Here is a 24,509-nt window from a genome sequence, read left to right as displayed (position 1 = left end):
TATCGCCGTCTAGTCATTATTTAATAATGGCTAGCTGGCAATACATCTCACAGAATTAGCCAATAATAAACATCGGCTCGCCATATTCAACTGGCTGACCGTTTTCTACCAAGATCGCTTTAATCACACCCGTGTGTTCAGCTTCGATCTCGTTCAATAATTTCATCGCTTCGATAATGCAAATCGTTTGACCCGCAGTCACGCTTTGGCCGACCTCAACGAATGGTTTTGCGTCTGGGCTAGAAGAGCGGTAGAACGAACCGACCATTGGTGATTTTTGCGTGTTGCCAGCAACCACAGGCGCTGCCGCTTCAGCGACTACTGCTGGAGCTGCTGCGGCAGCAGCAGGGGCGGCCTGTTGTGGTACGTGGTATTGCATTGGTTGCATATACTGAGCGGTGTTTTGTACGTTACGAGTAATCCGTACTTTTTCTTCGCCTTCGGTCACTTCTAACTCAGCAATGCCCGATTCTTCAACTAAGTCGATTAGTTTTTTAAGTTTACGCAGATCCATGTTGCAATCCCCTCTGAAAAGTAAAAATGGCGTTCTGTCGTGCAGAAAGCCTTATGGGTTTAAACAGTTTTCGTTTCGGCCTGTTTGAGTCGGTCGATGACAAACTCCAGTGCATAGGCGTAGCCCTTAGCACCAAGGCCGCAAATCACGCCAATGGCGAGATCCGAGAAATAAGAATGATGGCGGAATGCTTCCCGCGCATGCACGTTAGACAAGTGCACTTCAACAAACGGTACTTTCACGCCGGCCAATGCATCGCGAATCGCCACGCTGGTATGAGTGAATGCGGCTGGATTAATCACGATATAATCGGTGCCATCTTGTAGGGTGGCATGGATTCGTTCGATGATTTCGTATTCGCGATTGGATTGAAAAGTTTCGACGGAAACTTTATGGCGAGTGCCCAAGTCAATCAAACCTTGATTGATACTAGCGAGCGTAGTGCTGCCGTAATGTTGTGGTTCACGCAGTCCGAGTAAATTGAGGTTTGGGCCATGCAAAACCAAAATTTTACCAATGTCGGCCATACGTGAGTCCTTGTAACGCTATGTAATCGACGGAGTTTGCCGCAAGTTCTGCGAACTTGTCCAGAAAAAGCGTGCTTTTTCTTTTAACTTTAATTTATAAACGATCGTTTTAAAGTCGTGCTACGTCAATGTTGGCGCGGCTTATATCGATGTTTGCTGATATAATCGTGTAGTTTTGCTACAGGTGTCACGAAGGCGTATTTTAAATGCAGATTGCAGATTTTGATTACCATTTGCCCGACGAGTTGATCGCGCAGTTCCCCCCAGAAGTCCGTGGCGCGAGTCGTTTGCTGCATATCGATGGCGAACAACGACAAGATACCTTATTTTCGTCCTTGCCGAGTTTTTTACGTGCTGGCGATGTTTTGGTGTTTAACGACACCAAAGTGATTAAAGCGCGCTTGTTTGGTGAAAAAGCCAGCGGCGGTAAAATCGAAGCGCTGATCGAGCGAGTTTTGGATGAGCACAGCGCTTTGGCGCACATTAAAGCGTCGAAAGCGCCCAAAGCAGGAACGATATTGCATTTTCAAGGTGGTTTCACTGCCGAAATGGTTGAGCGACAAGGCGACTTGTTTAAGCTGCATTTCGAGGGTGATGCCAGCGTCTTAGAGATTCTGGAGCAATCAGGTCTCTTGCCATTGCCGCCGTATATCACGCATGTGCCAGATGATGAAGACGCGAAACGCTATCAAACGGTCTATGCGCGCGATCCGGGTGCAGTGGCTGCACCAACGGCGGGTTTGCATTTTACTGATGACTTGCTCGATCAGATTCGTGCGATGGGCGTTGAAACCGCGTTTCTGACTTTGCATGTTGGCGCAGGAACTTTTATGCCGGTGCGGGTTGATGACATCGCTGAGCATACGATGCACCATGAACGCTATTACATTCCGCCAGAGACGATTGCTGTGATTCACGCTGCGAAAGCGAAGGGTGGGCGTGTCATTGCCGTTGGTACGACGAGTTTGCGTGCTTTGGAAGCGGCATCGCAAAATGGCGTGCTGGCTGAACCGCTTGGTGATACCGATATTTTTATTACGCCTGGTTTTGAGTTTAAGGTGGTTGATCGTTTGATCACCAACTTCCATTTACCCAAATCAACGTTATTAATGCTGGTTGCGGCGTTTATTGGTTTTGATACGATGCGCTCAGCTTACGATCATGCAGTCGCACAGGAATATCGCTTTTTTAGCTATGGCGATGCGATGTTGCTGGAAAAGAATAAAGGTATTTAGTTGTAGGACATTTAAAATAACGCCTACATAGCCATACCTATACACATAATTGAATGGCGCTGAACTGTTTTTTGGTTGCCGAAGGAAAATCATGAAATTTGAATTAAAAACGACGTCTTCCGGCGCTCGCCGCGGTACTTTGACCCTCAATCATGGTGTGGTTGAAACGCCAGTATTTATGCCGGTTGGTACTTACGGTACCGTCAAGGCAATGACGCCACGTGATTTGAACGATATCAACGCACAAATTATTCTCGGCAATACCTTCCATCTGTGGCTACGTCCAGGTTTGGAAGTGATTAAACAATTTGGCGGTCTGCATCAATTTATGGGCTGGGATAAGCCGATGTTGACTGATTCGGGTGGCTTCCAAGTATTTAGCTTGGGCGCAATGCGTAAGATCACCGAAGAAGGCGTGAAATTCCAAAATCCAATCAACGGCGATAAGTTGTTTCTCACGCCCGAAGAGTCAATGCGCATTCAAAAAGTACTCAATTCTGACATCGTGATGATTTTTGACGAATGCACGCCGTATCCCGCCGATCACAAAACCGCAGCCGATTCGATGCGGATGTCTTTGCGCTGGGCAAAACGCTCGAAAGATGAATTTGACCGTGAAGAAAACCCGAATGCGCTGTTCGGTATTGTGCAAGGTGGTATGCATGAAGATTTGCGCAATGAATCGGTAGCGGGTTTGAATGACCTCGATTTTCACGGCATGGCGATTGGCGGTTTGTCAGTTGGCGAGCCCAAAGAAGAAATGGAGCGCATCTTGGCGCACACTGCGCCGCAATTGCCAGTGAACAAGCCACGTTACCTGATGGGCGTGGGTACGCCAGAAGATTTGGTGTACGGCGTGTCGCAAGGCATTGATATGTTTGACTGCGTGATGCCAACGCGCAATGCGCGTAACGGCATGTTGTTTACGCGTTACGGCAATGTCAAAATCAAAAATGCGCATTACAAACTGGATAAACGTCCGCTTGATGAAAGTTGCGATTGCTATACCTGCCGTAATTTCAGCCGTGCTTACTTGCATCATTTATTCCGCTGCCAAGAGATTCTCAGCGCGCAACTCAATACCATTCACAATTTGCACTACTACCAAGTGCTGATGGCGGATATGCGCGCCGCAATTGAAGCTGATCAATTCCCGCAATTTGTCGCTAAATTTAATGCTGATCGTGCGCGTGGCGTGGATTAATGATCTGAATTTTGTTTTAGCGCGTATTCAAACAGCCACCTTGCGTGGCTGTTTTGATTTGGAAGTAGATGTTGTCAATTGGATACCGTGCTTAGAATAGTTCATCACTGCCACTTTCAATTTCGCTTTCAGGCAGCGTATCAAAAAACATCATTTGATTTCTGCCACCGTCTTTGGCTGCATAGAGCGCCAGATCGGCACGTCCTAGTGTGATGCTGAGTACTTCATACGGGCGGATGTCGGTGATGCCGCCACTGATGGTGATTGTGCCAATTTGAGCGAATTCATGGGCTGCAACGGCCTCGCGAAATCGATTGAGTGCCGTGCCGACACTTTCGCGGGTTTGTGGCCCTAAAATTACAACGAATTCTTCGCCGCCAAAGCGGAATAGGTAATCAATTTCGCGAAAACTTTGGCGCATGATTTGCGACACAGTTAAAAGCACTTCATCGCCAAACAAATGTCCAAATTTATCGTTCACGCGTTTAAAGTGGTCGATGTCCAGCACCACTAAAAAGAAATAAGCCGAGCCAGTATCTCGATTGTTTTGTTGTAACGCTTGGCTGGAGGGTAAATTTTGCAGCGCAGTGACAATCTTTAGAAATTGTCGCTCTAGTGTTTTCCGATTCAGTAATCCCGTCAACGTGTCGGTTTCACCATAATCCAGAAGTGCAATGTGGTTTTCATAAATTCGCACAAAGCCTTGCAGCATGCGCAAATCGGCAGGCGATAAGCCGCGGCTGAGGGTGAGGTCAAGCAAGGCATACAGCTCGGTTTCGCGACGTAAACACAAAATCACCCGAAAGCCGCTGGGATCAATGGCTAGCGCGCCGTTGTTGTGCAATGCACTGGCTAAAAATCCATCCGGTGCGATGGGGGCTTGCGGATGTTTACTGCGCAATTGTTCAATCGAATGTTGGCGTATGCCTTGTTGGTCAAATTCCACCAATAAATGCAGCGAAGGTAATTGCTTGGTGCGATGAAACACCCGATAAAAATCCATCGAGTCAGCTTGCATCATTTCAAATAAGGTTAAGCACAGGCTAGCTGCCAAATCATCACGATCAATCAGGCCGGTAAGCTCGGCAAGAGAGTGCAATAAATCGGACGGGTTAGACTTGAGTAGCATATGAAACTGCCTTGTTAATGGTCTCAGCAAGATAGCTAAAAAATGAGCAAATTGTAAGCACTACTTGGAAATTGTTCGCCGCTAGGCTTTTGATTTCGGTTTTGCTGCGTTTATGTCTATGCTGCAAAGCAATCAGCGGGAGTCATGATGGCCGAGAATTTAAAACTATCTGAGTTATTGGGGGCATTATCGTATGCCTTGGACATGACCGAGGGGCAGCCAGAAGGGCATTGTGTTCGCTGCTGCTGGATTGGCGTGCATATTGGTCGGAAAATCGGCTTAAATGATCAAGAAATTTGGGCTTTGTATTACACCTTGCTGCTCAAAGATTTGGGGTGTAGTAGTAATGCGGCGCGGATTTGCGAGTTGTATTTAACTGATGATCAAAGTTTCAAGCGTGACTTTAAGCTCGTTGGTGCCAATGTCTCGCAGGTTTTAGGCTTTGTCTTTCAGCACACAGGTAGAAATGAAAGTTGGACTAAACGACTAACCTCGATCTTGAACATCATCCGCAATGGCGATGCCATCGCCAATGAATTGATCCAAACTCGCTGTGATCGCGGCGCGCGGATTGCGCGGCAATTGCGGTTTCCAGAGACTGTGGCCCTGGGAATTCATTCGCTGGATGAGCATTGGAATGGGATGGGGTGACCAGAGGCTTTGCAAGGCGCTGCAATACCACTGAATGCAAGGATTGCTTTATTGGCTCAGGTCATTGATGTGTTTCATTTTTCGCATGGGCAGCCAGCAGCCATGCAGGAAGTGGTACAGCGTACGGGCATTTGGTTTGATCCTGAATTGGTCGCCGCTTTTGAGGTTGTCGCACAAGATGCGGAATTTTGGCGGACTTTAAGCGATCCGCAGATTGCTTTAGCGGTACAGGATTTAGAGCCCGTGCAATTCACATACCCGCTAGACGATGATTATATGGACGATATTGCCTCGGCATTTGGTCAGGTGGTCGATGCGAAAAGTCCGTTTACGGCAGGACATTCAGAGCGTGTTGGGTTTTATGCTGAGCTGATTGCTCAAGAGATGGGTTTGTCAGCAGCGCAATGTCTTTGGATTAAACGCGCAGCGCTCTTGCATGATGTTGGCAAGTTAGGCGTGAGCAGTAGTATCTTGGAAAAGCCGGGTCGACTGACTGATGATGAGTTCCGCGCGGTGCAGCAGCATGCGCGCTTAACGGAAGAGATCCTGAGCAAAATTGCACAGTTTGATGATTTAGCCATCGTTGCCGGCGCGCATCATGAGCGGCTGGATGGGCGCGGTTACCCGCGATGTTTAAGCCCGGCGGATATTCGGCTAGAAACACGGATTATCACGGTGGCCGATATTTTTGATGCGATTAGTGCTGAGCGCCCTTATCACGCGGCCAATTCACCCGAGCACACTTTAGAGATTATGCAGAGCATGCTTGATGATGCGATTGACCGAGAATGCTACGCCGCATTGCAGCGTGTCTTGGCAAGGGAGTTGGTTTAGGCTTGATGTATTGTTTGCTATGCCATTATTTACAATGTTTAGCGGAGAATACTTGTTAGTTTTGCTGCCAAGATCAAAGAGGTTGCTGGGGTAAGACGGACTATGCGCCACCTTCATCACCTTGCATCCGGGCTCAGTTATTTGGTGTACTTTTTTTGATGTTCGCAAAACTGTATGGCATGTGTATATAGATGCGGATTGAAATGCACTTCATCAGCGATCGAAATTGGTGAGCTGGGCGCATTGCGGTCGGCCCACCAGCAGTAAAATAAATAGCCGACAAATCCAAGAATCAGTCCCAACGGTATTAAATTTGCAGCCATCGTTGTGTAACCAAGATTAATTTATTTGTCAGCTTATATAAGTATTTTGCAATTTAAAAATAAAAATTTATTAAATAATTATTAAATAATTGTAAATCTTTTGTGTTTGCTGCTCAGTGGCTGGTTTTACGCCACTTTTGTTTGAGAATGTCAGCAGTGGTGACGACTTAAGGTGTTGTAAATTGATTTATTTTTGAGCGCTGCATAAGAAATCACTAATGGTTGGGTATTGCAGTTTGAGCTTTAATTCTCGCTTGGCGCGCTCATTGCTGATTTGACGGGATTCATTCAAATAAGAAAGTAGGGCGGGTGAGAGCTGACTTTGCGCGGCTGCCCGGCTAATGCGTGGTGGGCGAGCAAGCTGAGCGAAATCCGCGATTTGATCAAAGTAGTCGCCCATTTTGTGCGGATTGTCGTCGACAATATTGTAAGTACGCATTGGCAGGCCGCGAAACAGTGCCAAACACAGTGCCTGCGCCAAATCATCGGCATGAATATGATTGCTGTAGCTGTCTTCTGCTGCGTGTAAAACCGGATCGCCTCGGCGCACGCGCTCTAGTGGCAGTCGATCTGCGGCATAAATGCCGGGCGCCCGTAAAATACTTAAGCGCACGCCTTGCCGGTAGGCCCAGTTGCGAAGTTGAGTTTCAGCATCCACACGGCGCAATGCGCGGGTCGATTTGGCTTTCAGCGGCTGTGTTTCACTAATCCATTGACCACCACAATCGCCATAAACGCCGCTGGTGCTGATGTAAACAGCACGCTGTAAGCGTTGTGGTAAAATTTCGTTTCGTTTGATCTTCGCGTGGCTTAACGCGGCAATCAGTGCTTTGCTACGTGCATCGCCTTGGCCTTCGCCCGGCGGAGCACTATGAATTAAAAACTGCGCAATACCACGGAGCCTTGCCAAGGTTTTAGCTTGATCCAAGTCTGCAAAAATCGGCTTAACCCCAAGTGTATTGAGCTGCAGAGCTGATTCAGCAGTGCGTGCAGTTGCATACACTGTGAAATGTTGTTTGAGCCATGGCAGGGCGCGGCGAACAACGTCGCCACAACCCACGATTAGTAAGCGGGGTTTTTTCATCGTAAAAAGCCTCGTGATGCAAATAATGAGTACGGAAGTCTTTATGAGCCAGCAACTTACCATCAAACCGTCGGGTCAGCAGTTATCAGTATTCGAGGGGGGAGAGCTTGCTCTATTTCGTTATTCGCGATGTTTTCTAAAACATTTCAAATAAACGTTTTGTAAATTAATAAATATGGGCATGAAATAGAATGAGCCAGCAACTTACCATCGAACCTTCGGGCCAGCAATTATCGGTATTCGAGGGGGAGAGCTTGCTCTATTTCGTTATTCGCGATGTTTTCTAAAACATTTCAAATAGACGTTTTGTAAATTAATAAATATGGGCATGAAATAGAATGAGCCAGCAACTTACCATCGAACCTTCGGGCCAGCAACTATCGGTATTCGAGGGGGAAACCTTACTCGATGCAGCCATGCGTGAAGGCTTTAATATGCCCTACGGCTGCCGAAATGGCTCTTGTGGCGCTTGCAAAGGCAAGGTGCTGTCCGGCGAAGTGGAGCACGACGATCATTCTGAAACCGCATTGTCGCAAGTTGAGATAGACAAAGGCTACGCTTTATTTTGCTGCGCTAAACCGATCAGTTCAGCGGTCAGTATCGAATGCCGCGAAATTGCCGCGACCAAAGACATTCAAATTAAAACCTTACCGACCCGCGTTGAAGCGATTCATAAAGTTTCTCACGACGTCGCAGTACTGACTTTAAAACTCCCAGCAACCGAAAAGCTCACTTTTCTAGCTGGCCAATACATCGATATTCACACCAAGTCAGGTAAAAAACGCAGTTTTTCGATTGCCAATGCACCCGAGCAAGAAGGCTTTATCGAATTGCATATCCGGCGCGTTGCTGGCGGCGAGTTTTCCGAATACATGTGGAACACGATGAAGGAACGCGAGATTTTCCGCTTCACAGGGCCTTTGGGTTCGTTCTTCTTGCGTGAAGACAGTGATAAGCCGATTTTGTTGTTGGCGACAGGGACGGGTTTTGCGCCGATTAAAGGTATGGTCGAGCATGCGCTGGCCAAAAATACGCAGCGCGAAATGGTGCTGTATTGGGGTTGTCGCAGCTTAGAAGACCTTTACATGCCGTATTTGCCATCTGAATGGCAGCAGGAATATCCAAACTTCACTTTTATCCCTGTTTTGTCTGAGCCAAAACCCGAAGACGCATGGCAAGGCCGCACTGGCTTTTTGCATGAGGTCGTGTTGGAAGACTTTAATAACCTGAAAAACTTCCAAGTGTACGCTTGCGGCGCTCCGGTGATGGTCGAGGCGGCGTATACGAGTTTTGTTGCCCATCAATTACCTGCCGATGAGTTTTTCTCTGACGCCTTCTTTAGTAGCAAGGATGTAAATCAATAAACGTTGTAAAACCAAACGTTTATCAATTAAATTGTAAGTTGTTCTTGCCTAAATGCTAGGTGTTGTATATTATGCAGTCCTGTTGCCGATGTAGCTCAGTTGGTAGAGCACCTGACTTGTAATCAGGGGGTCGCGAGTTCGATTCCTGCCGTCGGCACCAAAAATATTAAACCCCAGCAAATGCAAATTTGCTGGGGTTTTCTCATTCTTGCTCGTATATTTTTAGCCGCATCTATCTTGATGCGGCGATCGCGATTCTCTCTTTCCATGCTGTCCTGCAGAACCTGCATTCTTGCCTTAGATCAATCGGCAACAAGAATAGTTGTAACAAGCATTTATCTTTGAAATGACAAACTGCTAGAGTGTTTGGGTCCTCCACCCTCAGGAACACTCACGATGAAATTCGATACGCTTGCGATTCACGCCGGTTACAGCCCCGATCCCACCACCAAAGCCGTTGCTGTCCCGATTTATCAAACGACGAGTTATTCGTTTGATGACACGCAGCACGGTGCCGATTTATTCGATCTGAAAGTCAAAGGCAATATCTATACGCGCATCATGAACCCAACGACCGATGTGCTGGAGCAGCGCGTTGCGGCGCTGGAAGGCGGCATCGGCGCGTTGGCACTGGCCTCGGGCCAAGCGGCGATTACCTATGCGATTTTGACCATTGCCGAAGCGGGCGACAATATCATTGCGACGAGTGCGCTTTACGGTGGCACTTATAATCTTTTCGCGCATACGCTGCCGCAGTACGGCATTAGCGTGAAATTTGTCGATGCCAATGATCCTCAATCGGCCGCCGCGCTGATTGATGACAAAACCAAGGCGATTTATTGCGAATCGATTGGTAATCCGCTGGGTAACGTGGTTGATTTCGCTGCTTTTGCCGGCGTGGCACACGCGGGTGGTATTCCGCTGATTGTTGATAATACGGTGCCAACGCCATACCTTTGCCGCCCGATTGAGCACGGCGCAGATATCGTGGTGCATAGCTTAACAAAATACATGGGCGGCCATGGCACGAGCATCGGCGGTATTATTGTTGATTCAGGCAAGTTTCCTTGGGCTGAGCACAAGGCGCGTTTCCGCCGCTTGAACGAGCCAGAAGTGAGCTACCACGGTGTGGTGTATACCGAAGCACTGGGTGAAGCCGCCTTTATCGGTCGCGCGCGCACCGTGCCGCTGCGCAATATGGGTGCGTGCATTTCTCCGTTTAATTCATTCTTGATTTTGCAGGGCTTGGAAACGCTGGCGCTACGCATGGATAGACACGTGGAAAATGCGCTCAAAGTTGCTGACTTCCTCAAAGGGCATGCAAAAGTAGCCTGGGTGAATTACGCAGGGCAAGCAGGGCATCCAAGCAAGAACTTGGTCGATCAGTATTTCGGTGGAAAAGCATCGGGTCTACTGACGTTTGGTGTGAGCGGCGGTCGTGTCGGTGGCGCTCGTTTCCAAGATGCGCTGCAATTGATTACGCGGTTGGTGAATATTGGCGATGCCAAATCATTGGCTTGCCATCCTGCTAGCACCACGCATCGCCAATTATCGCCAGAAGAGTTAAAAAAGGCTGGCGTGTCGGAAGACATGGTTCGTTTGTCGATTGGCATTGAGCATATCGACGATATTTTGGCTGATTTGGAACAAGCGCTCGCGCAGGTGTAGTTTTTTTGGTGGAGGATGACTTAGTCATAAAACAGCAATACACGACTTCGTAAATAACAGGCAAAATGCAGTAAGAAACAATTTATACTGTTTATACATTTAATGAAGGAGTTTTGATATGCCTAAGTCACCTCTGCAAGTTTCGAGTGAGGCGGTTATTGCTGCCAATGAAGCAAAAAAAGTCGCCGCAGTAGCGAAACCAGCTCCTGCAGCGAAACCAGCTCCTTCAGCAAAACCAGCTCCTGCAGCAAAACCAGCTCCTGCAGCGAAACCAGCTCCTTCAGCAAAACCAGCTCCTGCAGCAAAACCAGCTCCTGCAGCGAAACCAGCTCCAGCAGCGAAACCAGCTCCTGCAGCGAAACCAGCTCCAGCAGCAAAACCAGCTCCTGCAGCGAAACCAGCTCCAGCAGCGAAACCAACTCCAGCAGCGAAACCAACTCCAGCAGCGAAACCAGCTCCCGCAGCAAAATCAGTTCCAGTAGTAAAACCAGCGCCAGTCGCCAAGCCTGCAGCCAAACCTGAAAACATCGCACAAGCCTTGTTGGCGGAAGATTCAAATGCTGCGCCGGTGGCAAAGATGGAAAAGAAACTTGATCGAGCAACGGTTTTGGTGCAGAAAAAAACAGCACAAAAAAAAGCTGCTAAGAAACCTAAATTGGTTCGAGACAGCTTTACCTTCCCCGCTGTAGATTACGCATTGATTGGTGCATTAAAACAGCAAGCTTTGAAAGCGGGCTTGGATGTGAAGAAAAGCGAATTGATCCGTGCTGGCTTGGCCGCATTAGTGGCGATGGATTCTGCGCAATTGTTAAATACGATTAATAGCTTGGAAAAAATCAAAACAGGCCGTCCAGCTAAAAAATAATATAGCCCCATTTTCTGTGGCCCAAAAAGCCCTAGCCGAGCTACGAAACAGCTAGCCGTGCTAGGGTTTTTAATTTCGTGCGAGCTTTTTCGTGTCTTCATGCTCAATGCTGACCGTGTAAGCGATTGCGCCTTGACGCTAAGGATTGTGTCCACTACCGTCAACAGATGAATAGACTAGGGAGATCAATGATGCTGCGCAGTTGGCTGATAAAGGGAATGTGCGCGTTGCCATTGATATTGGGCCTGCCAGCAACTTGGGCGGCCGAAGTGAATACGCCCTTGAAAGTCGTCTATTTTCAAGATTACCCGCCGTTTTCTAGTGGCGCAGGTGAGCAAGTGCATGGCGTGTTTATTGATATTTTGCAAGAGGCCTTGGTGCGGCGCATGAAGCAGCCGATTTTGAATGCGGGCTATCCTTGGGAACGAGCGCAGTATATGGTCAAGCAAGGCGAGGCGGATGCCTTTGTGACGGCACACAATCCAGATCGCAAGCTCTATACCGATGCCAGCAGCGAGACTTTGTTTACAGCCGAAATCAAATTTTATGTGCGCAAAAATCATCCCGATATCGATAAAATTATGGCCTTTACGCAGGTGGCACAATTCAAACCGTATAAGATTGGTTCGTATATTGGTGCGGGTTGGACCAAAACTAATTTAGGCGGTTTTGATATCACGTATTTTCCGCTGTCTGAATCGCTATTTCGCTCTGCTGCCAAAGGCTTGGTGGACGCGTCACCGGATATCGCTGCAATGGCAAGGCCATATATTGTGCGCTTAGGGCTCAAAGAAGAGCTCGCAGAAGTGCCGCACAGTTTTGATACTTTGCACTATCGATTATGTATTCGAAAAAACTCGAATTTCACCAAGCTCTTGCCTGAGTTTGATAAAACGCTCAAAGCGATGCGAAATGACGGCACGCTCGCTGAAATCATGAAGAAAAACAATCTGCAATAAGGAAAAAGGGCAGGGTATGGCACCCCGCCCAATCTTATGAAGTCACTTCAAATTGCGTTACGCGGTCAAACCATTGTGGCGTAACAGCGCATCAATCGCTGGCGCGCGGCCACGGAACGCAGCAAATGATTCGGCGGCAGGGCGTGAGCCACCGACTGCCAAAATTTCCTTACGGAATCGTGCGCCGACTTCGGCATTCACCACGCTGTGACCCGTTTGATCGGCTGCTTCTTCAAACGCCGCGTACGCATCGGCGCTTAATACTTCCGCCCACTTGTAGCTGTAATAACCCGCCGCGTAGCCGCCTGCGAAAATATGGCTAAATGATTGTGGGAAGCGGTTGTATTCAGGTGGCAATGGCAGCGCTAATTCTTGCTGGACTGCTTGTGCGAATGTCGTTAAATCACCAGCCGAAACCGCTTCGGATTTTTGGTGCAACGCCATATCAAAAATCGAGAAATACAATTGGCGTTGCAAGCCAGAGCCGCTGTGGAAGTTTTTCGCAGCCAGCATTTTATCGAATAGTGGGCGAGGTATCGCTTCGCCGCTCTCGATATGATGCGTCAGCGCAGGCAATACCTGCCATTCCCAGCAGAAGTTTTCCATAAACTGGCTTGGCAATTCCACCGCATCCCATTCCACGCCGCTGATGCCAGAGACTTCCAATTCATCCACTTCAGTCAGCAAATGATGCAGCGCATGGCCCATTTCGTGGAACAGCGTAATCACATCATCGTGCGGCAACATCGCGTTTTTGCCATCCACACCGCTGGCGAAATTGCACACAATCAGCGCCACTGGCGTTTGCACGACACTCTTACCATTGGCATCCGCATGCAATTTACGGCCGCGCACATCATTCATCCACGCGCCGCCTTGCTTGCCTTCACGCGCATGCAAATCCATATACAAACCGCCGACCAAACTGCCATCGTTGTTTTTCAGTTCGTAATACCTTACGTCGGTATGCCACGCTGGCGCTTCTGCAGCAACGAATTGCAGGCCATACAGCTCGGAAATCAATTTAAACAAGCCAGTCAATACCGTTGGCTCGGTGAAATACTGCTTCACTTCTTGTTCGCTAAACGAGTATTTTTCTTCGCGTAGACGCTCAGACACCAAGGCCACATCCCATGCTTGCAGCTTGTCGATGCCAAATTCAGATTTCGCAAACGCTTCGAGTTCCGCGCGATCTTCTAGCATAAACGGCTTGGCGCGGGTGGCTAAATCAGACAAAAATTCAATCACTTGTTCTGGGCTATCGGCCATTTTGGTGAATAAAGATTCTTCGCCAAAATTCTTAAAGCCCAACATTGACGCGGCTTCATGGCGCAGCGCCAAAATTTCTGGAATCAACTTGCCATTATCCCATTCTGCCTTGCCAAACTCCGAAGCGCGCGTTGAATACGCTTTATACAGTTGCTCGCGCAGCGGACGGTTTTGCACGTATTGCATCACCGGCATATACGACGGCATTTTCAGCGTAATTTTGTAGCCTTCTTTTTCGTCGGCTTTTGCAGCTGCTGCAGCAGCCGAGAGATTATCCGCAGGAAGGCCAACGAGTTCTTCCGCAGTCACATACAGCGCAAAATCATCGGTCGCGTCGAGTACGTTTTGTGAGAATTTGGTCGTGAGTTCCGAGAGCTTTTCTTCAATGTCTTTAAAGCGGTTTTTTTGCTCAATTGGCAATTCCGCGCCCGACAACACAAAGCCGCGAATCGCATCATCAATCACCGTTTTGCGCGTTGGATTCAAGCCATCGTATTCACGTTCTTTGACTGCTTTATATAAGGCAAACAGTTTTTCGTTTTGGCCAATTTCGGTAAAGAAATTCGAAATCCGTGGAATATTGGCGTTATACACTTCGCGCAATTCAGGCGAATTGACCACCGATTCCAAATGCGCCACCACACCCCAAGCACGGCCGAGGTTTTCTAGCGGCGCTTCGAGCACGCTCAAACTATCCCAAGACGCATCCGTAATTTGCTCCGCTGCCGCAATCGCCGCCGCGGCATCCGCCAGCAAAATATCCAGCGCAGGATTAACGTGTTCGGGTTTGACTTCGCTATAGCGAGGTAAATCGGCAAAATCGAGGAGTGGATTAGCGAGTGTCATGAAAGCTCTCAGGTAGAATAATGAAATTGGTTGTCCACGAAATACACGAAAAGCACGAAAATAAAGTGGTTCTTCTTATTAGGTAAGAAGTTGCGCTGGCAGGCTTGTCCGAAAGTGCAATGCTGTCATAGTTAGTTCGCACAGGTAGATAAGCAAAACGGCCTGTTTTAGCACTTTTCGTGCTTTTCGTGTTGTTCGTGGACTATGGTTTTGATCGATTTAATATAAATGGGCGTTTCTCGCCCGAATTCAAGTTAGGAGCAACAATGTCAATTGAACAATTCGATGGTATGAATCCAGAAATCGGTGCAGGCGCATGGGTGCACGCGCAAGCGAGCGTGATTGGTGAAGTAAAACTCGGTGAAAACGTGTCGATCTGGCCGGGCGCGGTGCTGCGCGGCGATGTGAATCATATCCACGTTGGCAAAGACAGCAATGTGCAAGACAACAGCGTACTGCACACCACGCACAAACGCCCCGATGATCCTCTAGGTGCACCGCTGGTGATCGGCGAGCGCGTCACCATCGGCCACGGCGTAATGCTGCACGGCTGCACCATTGGCAATGAATGCCTGATCGGCATGGGAACAATAGTGCTCGACCGCGTGGTGATCGAAGACCACGTCATGATCGGCGCAGGCTCGCTCGTGCCACCGAATAAAGTATTGCGTTCGGGCTATCTCTATATGGGGCGGCCAGTGAAAGAAGTGCGGGCGTTAACGGAAGATGAGATTAAGCATTTTGCCTATTCGGCAGCGCATTATGTGCGGTTGATGGGGAAATATCAACGTAGCGTTATTTAATTCTTACGACAATATTGGGTGATGCTAACCTCTAATTTAATTACTGAAGATTACAACTCCAAGCAGTAACTATTGCAATAGCTACATATTTTTTTTATTTTTGGTTGGTTTGTTGTTTAAATTCAATAATTTAAATAATTATTCGGAACTTTCTTTGCATATTAGAAAACGCTGTTTGTAAAAATAGTTTTTTTAACATAAATTACTATCTTGTTTTCTAAAATCAAAGTATAAGCTTACTGGAGATTAAATTATGAAGCGTTCTATCCTTGCTGTTGCCTTTGCTTCTGCTTCAATGCTTGCCAATGCTGCCGTCCTCGACCTGTCAACGTTTGTAGTTTCTGGCTCTGGTACGACTAGCAGTTTACTAGCATCTATAACTGGTACAACGACCCTTGCAGGAAATGTTACTGGTTTAACTTCATTTTCGTGGAAGTTTACTACCCCAGACTACATTCCTTTCAATGATTATTCTTTCTTTACGACTTCATCGGGCACAACAAACCTATCGAGTGTAGGTGATTTAGGTAATGTTGTTGGTGGTGTAAGCTCTACAGGCTGGAAAACGTTTACTTTTGCAAATGCATACACTGGACAACTTATTTTTGGTGTTAAAGATGTTCAAGATGCGCAATTGCCTTCAGAATTACAAATTGCAGTTGCTCCTGTTCCGGAACCTGAAACTTACGCATTGATGGGGGTGGGTTTGGTGGGGTTATTGGCTGCGCGCCGTCGTAAAGCTAATTGATAATTTATCAAGTCATGTAGTGCTTTAGGTTGGGCTAAGCTTGCGCAGCCCAACGTTTACCGCGTGTATTATTCAAACAAAACCGCTGGATTATTCTGGCGGTTTTGTTTTTTATGCGGCTGCGCCGCGTAGGTTTTGGGGCGCGGGCTGCGCGCGGCAGGTTCATTTCTTTTGCTTCTCCAAAAGAAATGAACCAAAGAAAAAGAGCCCCGGGCGCGCCCAGCTCCGCTGTGCCCTCGATTGTCGCGAGCCTAGGTCTCGCTCCGCACTCGGTGCGCTTGGACGGGATTTGAAAACCATTACTCCACCATTGGCGTATTTGGTGTTGTGCTGGTGCTGTGCAAGAGTCGCTGGTTTTTATATCTATGTCGATGTATTCAATCGTAGCCATTGATTAGCAATGTATAGCTGGCAATACATCGACTTAAATTTAAACCTCGTTGAGCTGCGCGAGATCCCTTGTATCGCGCCGAGCGAGGAACAAGCGGCAAGGGGATTTCGGCGGGGTCTGTTTTGTTAAACCCCGCCGCCTTGCCGATTGTCCGCAGCGAGGGAATCCGACGAAGTCGGACGCAGATACTAGGGTTGCCTTTCTTTGGCCTACTTTTCTTTGGCAAAGCAAAGAAAAGTAGGTGCCGCGCGGCATTAGCGCGACTCACTCCGAAAGAACACAGCTGCTTTTGCCCTCGCAAAAACTCCCCGTCGCAGATTGCGACTACCAAAAACTGTGCCGAAGTCACATCAATTACCAATCGCAGCCATCATCAGTCACGCTGTCTTTCATTAAGAGCGGAATCGCCAATAGCCCCATGCTGCTATAGGCCTTGCGGCAATCTTTTCGTATGGCTTTTTTCAAATCTTGGCTGAGTGCCGTTTCGTGTTCTGGCGCTTCGGTATTGAGCTGTCGTGGCTTTTCGCCGTGCCGTTGCACGAGTTGTTGGCGCGGTGCGGTGGCGGGATTGGCAAGGGCGCTAGACACATCCAGATTCAAAGCTGGACTTGCAGGTGCCGTTGCCGCCACGGCACTGGCTGACAAAGGCTGGCCGTATTGCGCTTGATGTTGAATCTGAGTCTGTGTTTTGGTGATGAGCTGTGGGTTTGAAGGCTGAGGTTTGGCTTGGGGGCTGATTTTTTCCGGTTGTGTTTTATTGGTGGTGAGTTGTTTCGCCAAGAGCGGGGGCCGCATTAACAACTGGATTGCTAAGGCCGATGCAGCAGTAGGGTGGGTTGGTTTTGCTGGTTGCCAAACGATGAGCACCGCAGCGTGGAGCAGCAGCGACAATAAAACAAGCTTGAGCCAGTGCGGTGGGGTGGTACTTTGTGTTGGCATATCAAGGAGCTGAAATGGCAACATGATTCAACTCGGCAGCAAAAAGTCGCCAGTGTACGAGTTGAATCAGGCTTAAACAATCATCTGTGGTCGTGAAAAATACCGATAGCACGTGGTTTTTTGTAAGCTTGGTGAAATTTTGTAGGTCGCGATCAGCGTTGATTGATGTTTAACCGCAGCAAGGAGAGACAAACAGTTTTATCGTTTGGCTCACGACGCGGCAAGGGTAGCGCGGAGCGCTTTTCGCCCGCGCGTCATCCGCGCGACCTACATTCACAATTATCAAATCCATTATTGATATACCATCCCGCCAGCATCTGTTCATCATTGAATCAAAATAGGAATTTTCGTTTGTTGACCCTAAAACCCATTGAAATCAAAACCAATGTCTTGAGTGGCCTCACGGTGGCGTTGGCGCTGGTGCCTGAGGCGATTGCTTTTGCCATCGTGGCGCATGTCAGCCCGTTGACAGGCTTATACGCGGCGTTTTTTATGTGCTTAATTACTGCTGCCTTGGGTGGTCGGCCGGGAATGATTTCGGGGGCGACAGGGGCGCTGGCGGTGGTGATGGTCAGCTTGGTGCTGCAACATGGCGTCGAGTATCTGTTTGCAACGGTGATTTTGATGGGCGTGCTGCAGCTTTTATTTGCCGCATTCAAGCTGGGTAAATTCATCCGCATGGTGCCGCATTCGGTGATGTTGGGTTTTGTGAATGGCTTGGCGATTGTGGTGTTCATGGCGCAGCTGGGGCATTTTAAAGTCGTCGGCGCAGATGGCGCGAGGACGTGGCTGAGCGGCTCGGCCTTGTATGTGATGCTGGGTTTGATTGCGTTGACGATGGCGATTATTTATATCGTACCCAAGTTCACCACCATTGTGCCCTCATCTTTGGCGGCGATTTTAGTGGTGGCGGGCGTGGTGGCGGGCTTGGGTATTGACACCAAAACGGTAGGCGATATGGGCTCGATTGCTGGGGCATTGCCGCAATTTCATTTACCGCAAGTACCGCTTGTGTGGGCGACGTTGACGGTTATTTTCCCATATGCACTGATTTTGGCGACGATCGGTTTGCTTGAATCGCTACTGACTTTGAATCTGATCGACGAAATGACCGATACGCGCGGCAAACCCAATCGCGAGAGCATGGCGCAGGGTTTGGCGAATGTGGTGAGTGGTTTTTTTGCGACGATGGGTGGCTGCGCAATGATAGGCCAGAGCTTGATTAATATCGGTAATGGCGCGCGCCATCGTTTATCGGGAATTGTGGCGGCGCTGTTTTTGCTGGCGTTTATTTTGTTCTTGTCGCCGTGGATCGAGAAAATTCCGCTGGCTGGGCTGATTGGCGTGATGTTTGTGGTGTGCGAAAAATCGTTTGCTTGGGGTAGCTTGCAAGCTCTGCGCAAAATTCCACGGCAAGACGCGATTATTGTGGTCGGCGTGACGGTAATTACGGTGTTGACGGACTTGGCTGTGGCAGTATTGGCGGGCGTGGTGTTTGCGGCGTTGGTGTTCGCTTGGCAACATGCGAAACAGATTCAGGCGCAGATCAGTACCGATGCGCAAGGCTGGAAAGTGTACCGCTTACAAGGTTCGCTGTTTTTCGCGTCGACCGCCAATTTTACTGCGCTGTTTGATCCAAAAAATGATCCGCAGCATGTAGTGATCGAGTTTCGAGAAGCCAAAGTGGTCGACCATTCGGCGATTGAGGCGATTGATGCACTGGCAGTACGCTATAGCCAAGCAGGTAAAACGCTGCACTTGCGCCACCTGAGCCCCGATTGCCTCGAAGTTTTAGAAAAAGCTAAAGACATGGTTGAAGTGAACGAATTTGAAGACCCGCACTATCATATTGCGGATAATAAAGTGAACTAAACTAACTCACTTAGTCTATTTCTGCCCGCTATGGCGGGCTTTAAAGTGAAAAAACAGGGCTTTAGCGTTGGTTTTATATGCCTGTTAGCGATAGTATTGCCAGCTAGGCCATGATTGTTAATAGCTGGCTGGCAATACATGCTATGTTTCAATTAAGTTCTAAATCGCGTCATCACTTCACGCAGACGATGCGTTTGCGCTTGCAGTTGGGTGCTGAGCTGGCGCGCGTTCGATGCCGCTGCGGCATTGCTTTCCGAGGTCATGGCAATGCGATCGACTTGCTCGTTGACCATTTGATTGGCCTGCGTTTGCTCATGCAGTGCGCTAGAAATGCTCTCGACCATTTGCAAAGTTTTCCGCGCGGATTGCTCGATTTCCAGCACCACTTCACCACCTTGGCGCGCCAGTGAAACACCTTGGCTGACTCGCTCTACCGCCGTTTGCATATGATCACGTGAGGCATTACTGCCTTGCTGAATATCATCGATCATGCCGGCAATTTCGGTGGTGGCGCGGCTGGTGCGTTCGGCGAGCTTGCGTACTTCATCGGCGACGACCGCAAAGCCACGGCCTTGCTCGCCTGCACGTGCCGCTTCGATGGCGGCATTGAGCGCGAGTAGATTGGTTTGATCGGCGACGTCGCGGATGGTATTCATGATGGTCGAGATCGATTCGGTTTTTTGCACCAGTTGGCTGATGACGGTTGAGGTTTGCGCCACGGCCTGATTGATGTCGTCCATTTCGTGGACGGCTTTGCTCAGTACCGCTGAACCTGAACGCGATTGTTGCTCGGAATGGCGTGAGTGTTCATTGGCCGAATCGGCGCTGCTGGCGATATGATGAATGCTTTCGGTCATTTCGGTAATCGCAGCGGCCATCGCTTCGGCGGCTTCTTGTTGCCGGCTTGAGCCGTTCTCAACTTGGTGTGCGTCGGTGGCCAGCTGGGTGCTCATGCTGTTCACACCGTTGGCGACGTCACCGAGCTCACTAACGACTTGGCGCAGTGCCGTTTGCATCGTACAGAGATGAAACATCATACTTTGCTGGTCGCCTGCTTTGAGTGGGATTTGTTTTTGTAAATCACCAGCGGCAATCGCCTGCATTTGAGCGGCCGCCTCACTGGGCTCTCCGCCCAATTGGCGTTGTAGTGAGCGAGAGATCGCCAGTGCAATGGCAATCAGTACGGCGGTACAGAGTACAATAATCAAGAATTCAGTGAGCAAGGTTTGCCAGAATTGCTGGCTGATGTCCTCAATATAAACGCCCGTGCCGATGACCCAGCCCCAAGGGGCAAAGCCTTGTACAAACGACAATTTAGCTTGTGGTTGATCGGCGCCGGGTTTGGGCCATTGGTAGTCTACAAATCCTTTGCCTTGCTGCTTGACCACATCCACCATCGAGACGAAAAGCAATTTACCATCAGGGTCTTTGCTGGCGCTGAGGTCTTTGCCGTCTAGCTCTGGTTTGATCGCATGCATCACCATGCGGGGTTGCATATCGTTAATCCAAAAATATTCTTTACCGCTGTAGCGTAGGGCTTTGATGCTGGCGATGACTTCGGCTTGCGCTTCGCTGCGATTCATTTTGCCTGCTTGTTCTTTGGCATAGCCTTGCTCTGCTAATTGAATAGACAACTCGACCAAATTGCGTAGTTTTTCTTGCCGATCTTCTAGCATTTGTTGTTTGAGGATAAAGCTACTCATGATGGCAACAATGAGTACACCCAGTACGGCAAGAGCAATGAGCCCAAGTAGGCGAGAACGTACAGTCATTGCGTGGTTTTCCTGTGGTTTTGTATTAGCAATATCTTATTTTGATTTAGATCAAATGTGGTATGGTTGAATGCCGTCTGTCGTCTGATTGATACAGTGGGTAAGATTTGGCATGAAATATGCTAAAAGCCCAAGCCGCGTTCCTTATATGGGCGTGACTGCCTTGCGGGTGAAGCCAAGATGGCGCTTTAGCAAATTAACAATGGCAGGTGCGGGGCCGCTGATGTCATCGCCGACGAGCAATAGGTGATTGCAGCCCAGCTTGCCAATACCGGCGTATCGATTTGCTCGGACTTGCTCGATGCCGCATCGCTCTGCTGTGGCGGTTTGGTGGATTCGCCCCCGATGCGAGGCTCAATCCATTTGTGTACGCTTAATTGATTCACTATGATTTTTTTTGCGTAAATTATTCAAAATGAAAAGTAGCGACAATCATTTTTGGGCTTGTTATAGCCGAATTCGTAGTCAGGAAATATTGATCTGTATGGGCTAGATTGCTCAAATCGATGGCCCATTTAAGCCGAGCTGTGATTGATGCTGTAACATAGAGCGATTGTTATGGTTCATTGAATTTGCTTGAATATGCCAACGTATAAACCCCGCAGCGCTGATTATGTGCGTACCATTATCGACGGCCATCGCCGTAAATTGCTGAGCTATCCTGCGTTTGATCGCTTTAATGCGTCGATGCTAGGCTTGGGGAATCTGACTCTTGAATCCAAACCAACGGATGCGATTGCCGCGGTGTTTGATTTGGAAGGTTTTAGTCAGTTTTGCAATCAAATCGATCCGCATTTATCGGTACCGAGCTTTTTGCATCCCTTTTTAAGCTGGTTGATGGACGAGCTGCGCAATCAGATGAAGCAAAAAGACGAAGAAGAGGGGGTGGCGCTGTGGTGCCCCTTGCCGTTCTTTACTAAGTTTTTAGGCGATGGTTTGCTGGTCATTTGGTCGAGTAAAGACTTGTCTCAGGCAGCGATGCGTAATGTGATTGCCAGTACGTGGAGTATTTGTAAAAAGTATCAGACCGACTTTTTGCCTTCGCTCAAATCGCGAGTGGTCGAGCCGCCAACGCGTTTGCGCGTTGGCTTGGCGCGCGGCACGGTGTATTCGGTGGGCGAGGGCAATGATTATGTGGGCTCGTGCATTAATATGGCGGCGCGGATGCAAAAGTTGCCCGGCATTGGTTTTGCATTTAATCGGCGTGGTTTTGATTTGGAAGACAGCCGCACCACCTCATTTTTTACCGACCGCATCATTACTCGTGCCGTGGCGGTGCGTGGCATTGGCGATGGTGAGTTGGTTTGCATACTGCGCAGTGAGTTTGAAAAAATGAAGTCGGCTGATAAAAAACTATACCGCGAGGTTTAGTTGATTAAGCAGTTTGAGGTATCTTGTCGTACGCATTGAATCGTGATGCTTTGCTAGCTATACATTGTATTAATTTGGAGTTTGCATGATTAAACGTAGTGCAAAAAGTGTGATGGCCACTTGGTTTGCTGGCTTGTTGGCGCTGTTACCATTGCTATTGACGGTCTCACTGCTGGGCTGGGTGGTTAATATTTTGGACAAGTTTTTAGGTCCAAGTAGTTTTGCCGGGCAATTGTTTGCGATGTTGGGGCAGCCGATTGTAACTAATCCGATTCTTGGCTATTTGCTCGGATGGGCGATTGTGATTGGTGCGATTTACCCGCTCGGGATTGTGGTGCAATCGCGGTTGAAAAAACCAATTACTGCTTTGATCGACAAAACCGTGCGCCGAATTCCGGTGATTGGCAGTTTATATAATGTGGCCGATCGTTTTGTCAGTTTGCTCGACCAAAAACAAGACGCTGATATCGGTGCGATGAGCCCCGTTTGGTGTTTGTTTGGTGGCGATGGCGTGGCGGTGTTGGCGCTGATGCCGAACCCAGAAATCATGGACATCGAAGGCCGCGAATATCAAGCCGTGCTGGTGCCGACTGCGCCAGTGCCAATTGGCGGTGGCTTGCTGTATATCCCAAAGGAATGGATTCGTCCGGCCAATATTGGTGTAGATAAGCTCACTAGCGTGTATATGTCTATGGGTATTACGCCACCACCACCGCTGAAAAAGGCTTTGCAAGCGACACCCCTGATTTACCCTGATCCTAAGCAGCTATAAATCCTTGAAATCAAAACCAGCCACTTCATTCGAAGTGGCTTTTTTTTGCCTATTTGATTCTTTGATTTTTATGCAACACAGTTGCGCAACCAAGTTGCATAAAGGTATGCTCTGCTTTTTTGAAGGAGAGGCAAAATGACAAAGCGTTTACCCGTTACGGTGTTGTCGGGATTTTTGGGGGCTGGCAAAACAACCTTGATGAATCATGTGCTGAAAAATCGCGCAGGTTTGCGTGTTGCGGTGATTGTGAACGATTTGTCGGATGTGAATATCGATGGCGAGTTGATCCATCAAGGCGGTTTTGCGCGTGGCGAAGAAAAGCTGATTGAGATGAGTAATGGCTGTATTTGCTGCACTTTGCGCGAAGATTTGCTGCTCGAAGTGGCGCGCCTCGCGAAAGAAGATCGCTTTGATTATTTACTGATTGAATCCACTGGTATCGCCGAGCCTTTGCCCGTGGCCGAGACATTTACCTTCCGCGACGAAGCGGGGCAGTCGCTCTCGGACATCGCCCAACTCGACACGATGGTGACGGTGGTCGATGCATTTAACTTCTTGCACGATTATTCCACTGGCGATTTGCTGGCCGAACGCGGCGAAACGGCGGGGGAAGATGACGACCGTACCGTGGTCGATTTATTGACCGAGCAAGTCGAATTTTGCGATGTATTGGTGATTAGTAAACCCGATTTGGTGTCACCAGAGCAGTTGGCCGAATTACAAAGTATCCTCGCCGCGCTCAATCCACGCGCGGTGCAGATTGTCGCTGAAAATGGAGAAGTGCCACTCAATGCGATTTTAGGCACGGGGCGTTTTGATTTTGACGAAGCCGCTAACGCGCCGGGCTGGTTGGCTGAGTTGCGCGGTGAGCATATCCCAGAAACCGAAGAATATGGCATCAGTAGTTTTGTCTGGCAAGCGCGTGCGCCGCTGCATCCAGAGCGATTCTGGAACTTGATTCACAGCGAATGGCAAGGCGTGCTGCGCTCGAAAGGCTTTTTCTGGTTGGCGAGCCGCCCGAGCTTTGCCGGTAGTTGGTCGCAAGCCGGCGGTGCTTGCCGCCATGGGGCGGGTGGCTACTGGTGGGCGAGTGTACCGAAAGCGCATTGGCCTACTGACGATGAGCAAATCGACAGCATCATGGATCGCTGGGATGATGATTTTGGCGACCGAAAGCAAGAATTGGTGTTCATCGGCATTGATATGGACGAAGCGGTGCTGCGAGAGCGCTTAAATCAATGTTTGCTCACCGACGCTGAATTGGCCTTGGGCACTGATGCATGGCTCAAAATGAACGACCCATTCCCGCACTGGGGCACAGCTGCGGATGAAGAAGACGAAGCGGCGGTGTGTGCGGTATCGGCTTAGT

The 24,509-nt window shown here is 48.9% G+C and carries 21 protein-coding genes, 1 tRNA gene and 1 pseudogene; 15 read left to right on the top strand and 8 right to left on the bottom strand.

Going from position 1 to position 24,509, the window contains the following annotated elements; genetic code table 11:
* Positions 1–55: 55 nt before the first annotated feature.
* Positions 56–514, bottom strand: a complete 459-nt coding sequence (gene accB, locus K4H28_RS10070; protein ID WP_221005079.1) for an acetyl-CoA carboxylase biotin carboxyl carrier protein — start codon at positions 512–514, stop codon at positions 56–58.
* A gap of 59 nt (positions 515–573) precedes the next feature.
* Entirely contained in the window at positions 574–1,041 is a 468-nt protein-coding gene (gene aroQ / locus K4H28_RS10065; protein WP_221005078.1) for a type II 3-dehydroquinate dehydratase, read from the bottom strand.
* 206 nt (positions 1,042–1,247) lie between these two features.
* Between aroQ and queA the strand changes: the two genes are divergently transcribed.
* Together queA and tgt are read left to right on the top strand one after the other, a co-directional pair.
* On the top strand, positions 1,248–2,276 hold the full coding sequence (gene queA / locus K4H28_RS10060) for a tRNA preQ1(34) S-adenosylmethionine ribosyltransferase-isomerase QueA (protein WP_221005077.1): 1,029 nt from the start codon (positions 1,248–1,250) through the stop codon (positions 2,274–2,276).
* An 88-nt stretch (positions 2,277–2,364) separates the two neighbouring features.
* Positions 2,365–3,480 (top strand): tRNA guanosine(34) transglycosylase Tgt, encoded by a 1,116-nt coding sequence (gene tgt / locus K4H28_RS10055; RefSeq protein WP_373312801.1) that lies wholly within the window; start codon positions 2,365–2,367, stop codon positions 3,478–3,480.
* Positions 3,481–3,571: 91 nt separating this feature from the next.
* Here the strand turns inward: tgt and K4H28_RS10050 are convergent, their stop codons facing one another.
* Positions 3,572–4,609 carry a GGDEF domain-containing protein gene (locus K4H28_RS10050; RefSeq protein ID WP_221005075.1) on the bottom strand — a complete coding sequence of 346 codons (1,038 nt, stop codon included), beginning with the start codon at positions 4,607–4,609 and terminating at the stop codon, positions 3,572–3,574.
* A 144-nt stretch (positions 4,610–4,753) separates the two neighbouring features.
* On the opposite strand from K4H28_RS10050, the gene K4H28_RS16745 reads away from it, so the two are divergent.
* Both K4H28_RS16745 and K4H28_RS16740 read left to right on the top strand, forming a co-directional pair.
* Positions 4,754–5,260, top strand: a complete 507-nt coding sequence (locus K4H28_RS16745; RefSeq protein WP_255573495.1) for a hypothetical protein — start codon at positions 4,754–4,756, stop codon at positions 5,258–5,260.
* 51 nt (positions 5,261–5,311) lie between these two features.
* A complete protein-coding gene (locus K4H28_RS16740; protein WP_255573494.1) occupies positions 5,312–6,094 on the top strand; it encodes an HD-GYP domain-containing protein in 783 nt (260 codons plus the stop codon).
* A gap of 510 nt (positions 6,095–6,604) precedes the next feature.
* On the opposite strand, the gene K4H28_RS10040 is transcribed toward K4H28_RS16740, so the two are convergent.
* Positions 6,605–7,501, bottom strand: coding sequence for an NAD-dependent epimerase/dehydratase family protein (locus K4H28_RS10040; protein ID WP_221005074.1), 897 nt, complete (start codon positions 7,499–7,501; stop codon positions 6,605–6,607).
* 338 nt (positions 7,502–7,839) lie between these two features.
* Between K4H28_RS10040 and K4H28_RS10035 the strand changes: the two genes are divergently transcribed.
* From K4H28_RS10035 to K4H28_RS10025, 3 genes are all read left to right on the top strand, one after another.
* On the top strand, positions 7,840–8,865 hold the full coding sequence (locus tag K4H28_RS10035) for a CDP-6-deoxy-delta-3,4-glucoseen reductase (RefSeq protein WP_221005073.1): 1,026 nt from the start codon (positions 7,840–7,842) through the stop codon (positions 8,863–8,865).
* An 84-nt stretch (positions 8,866–8,949) separates the two neighbouring features.
* A tRNA-Thr gene (locus tag K4H28_RS10030) sits at positions 8,950–9,025 on the top strand.
* Positions 9,026–9,261: 236 nt separating this feature from the next.
* Entirely contained in the window at positions 9,262–10,533 is a 1,272-nt protein-coding gene (locus tag K4H28_RS10025) for an O-acetylhomoserine aminocarboxypropyltransferase/cysteine synthase family protein (RefSeq protein WP_221005072.1), read from the top strand.
* Positions 10,534–10,688: 155 nt separating this feature from the next.
* On the opposite strand, the gene K4H28_RS10020 is transcribed toward K4H28_RS10025, so the two are convergent.
* Positions 10,689–11,090, bottom strand: a complete 402-nt coding sequence (locus K4H28_RS10020; RefSeq protein WP_221005071.1) for a hypothetical protein — start codon at positions 11,088–11,090, stop codon at positions 10,689–10,691.
* Between the two features lie 20 nt (positions 11,091–11,110).
* On the opposite strand from K4H28_RS10020, the gene K4H28_RS10015 reads away from it, so the two are divergent.
* Both K4H28_RS10015 and K4H28_RS10010 read left to right on the top strand, forming a co-directional pair.
* Positions 11,111–11,398 carry a hypothetical protein gene (locus K4H28_RS10015; protein ID WP_221005070.1) on the top strand — a complete coding sequence of 96 codons (288 nt, stop codon included), beginning with the start codon at positions 11,111–11,113 and terminating at the stop codon, positions 11,396–11,398.
* Positions 11,399–11,586: 188 nt separating this feature from the next.
* Positions 11,587–12,357 carry a substrate-binding periplasmic protein gene (locus K4H28_RS10010; RefSeq protein WP_221005069.1) on the top strand — a complete coding sequence of 257 codons (771 nt, stop codon included), beginning with the start codon at positions 11,587–11,589 and terminating at the stop codon, positions 12,355–12,357.
* Between the two features lie 57 nt (positions 12,358–12,414).
* Here K4H28_RS10010 and K4H28_RS10005 read toward each other — a convergent pair whose 3' ends face one another.
* Positions 12,415–14,472: a M3 family metallopeptidase gene (locus tag K4H28_RS10005; protein WP_221005068.1), complete on the bottom strand. Its 2,058-nt coding sequence runs from the start codon at positions 14,470–14,472 to the stop codon at positions 12,415–12,417.
* A 266-nt stretch (positions 14,473–14,738) separates the two neighbouring features.
* Here K4H28_RS10005 and K4H28_RS10000 point away from each other — a divergent pair, with 266 nt between their 5' ends.
* Positions 14,739–15,275, top strand: coding sequence for a gamma carbonic anhydrase family protein (locus K4H28_RS10000; protein ID WP_221005067.1), 537 nt, complete (start codon positions 14,739–14,741; stop codon positions 15,273–15,275).
* Positions 15,276–15,921: 646 nt separating this feature from the next.
* Positions 15,922–16,023, top strand: a pseudogene (locus K4H28_RS16935) (PEP-CTERM sorting domain-containing protein); the annotation flags it as partial.
* 745 nt (positions 16,024–16,768) lie between these two features.
* Here the strand turns inward: K4H28_RS16935 and K4H28_RS09990 are convergent.
* On the bottom strand, positions 16,769–17,377 hold the full coding sequence (locus K4H28_RS09990; protein ID WP_221005065.1) for a hypothetical protein: 609 nt from the start codon (positions 17,375–17,377) through the stop codon (positions 16,769–16,771).
* Positions 17,378–17,704: 327 nt separating this feature from the next.
* Here K4H28_RS09990 and K4H28_RS09985 point away from each other — a divergent pair, with 327 nt between their 5' ends.
* Entirely contained in the window at positions 17,705–19,225 is a 1,521-nt protein-coding gene (locus K4H28_RS09985; RefSeq protein ID WP_255573493.1) for a SulP family inorganic anion transporter, read from the top strand.
* A 152-nt stretch (positions 19,226–19,377) separates the two neighbouring features.
* Here the strand turns inward: K4H28_RS09985 and K4H28_RS09980 are convergent, their stop codons facing one another.
* Entirely contained in the window at positions 19,378–20,997 is a 1,620-nt protein-coding gene (locus K4H28_RS09980; RefSeq protein WP_221005063.1) for a methyl-accepting chemotaxis protein, read from the bottom strand.
* A gap of 576 nt (positions 20,998–21,573) precedes the next feature.
* On the opposite strand from K4H28_RS09980, the gene K4H28_RS09975 reads away from it, so the two are divergent.
* The 3 genes from K4H28_RS09975 to zigA all read left to right on the top strand — a co-directional run bounded on the left by K4H28_RS09975 (position 21,574) and on the right by zigA (position 24,508).
* Positions 21,574–22,368, top strand: a complete 795-nt coding sequence (locus K4H28_RS09975; protein ID WP_221005062.1) for a hypothetical protein — start codon at positions 21,574–21,576, stop codon at positions 22,366–22,368.
* Positions 22,369–22,453: 85 nt separating this feature from the next.
* On the top strand, positions 22,454–23,140 hold the full coding sequence (locus K4H28_RS09970) for a DUF502 domain-containing protein (protein ID WP_221005061.1): 687 nt from the start codon (positions 22,454–22,456) through the stop codon (positions 23,138–23,140).
* A 135-nt stretch (positions 23,141–23,275) separates the two neighbouring features.
* The gene (zigA, locus tag K4H28_RS09965; RefSeq protein ID WP_221005060.1) at positions 23,276–24,508 is read left to right on the top strand and encodes a zinc metallochaperone GTPase ZigA; all 1,233 of its coding nucleotides are present in this window, start codon (positions 23,276–23,278) and stop codon (positions 24,506–24,508) included.
* The last annotated feature ends 1 nt before the right edge of the window (position 24,509 follow it).

This window comes from Deefgea tanakiae (assembly GCF_019665765.1).
GTDB lineage: Bacteria > Pseudomonadota > Gammaproteobacteria > Burkholderiales > Chitinibacteraceae > Deefgea > Deefgea tanakiae.
Note: the sequence above shows the minus strand (reverse complement) of the source record. Positions and strands in the feature narration are given on the sequence as shown.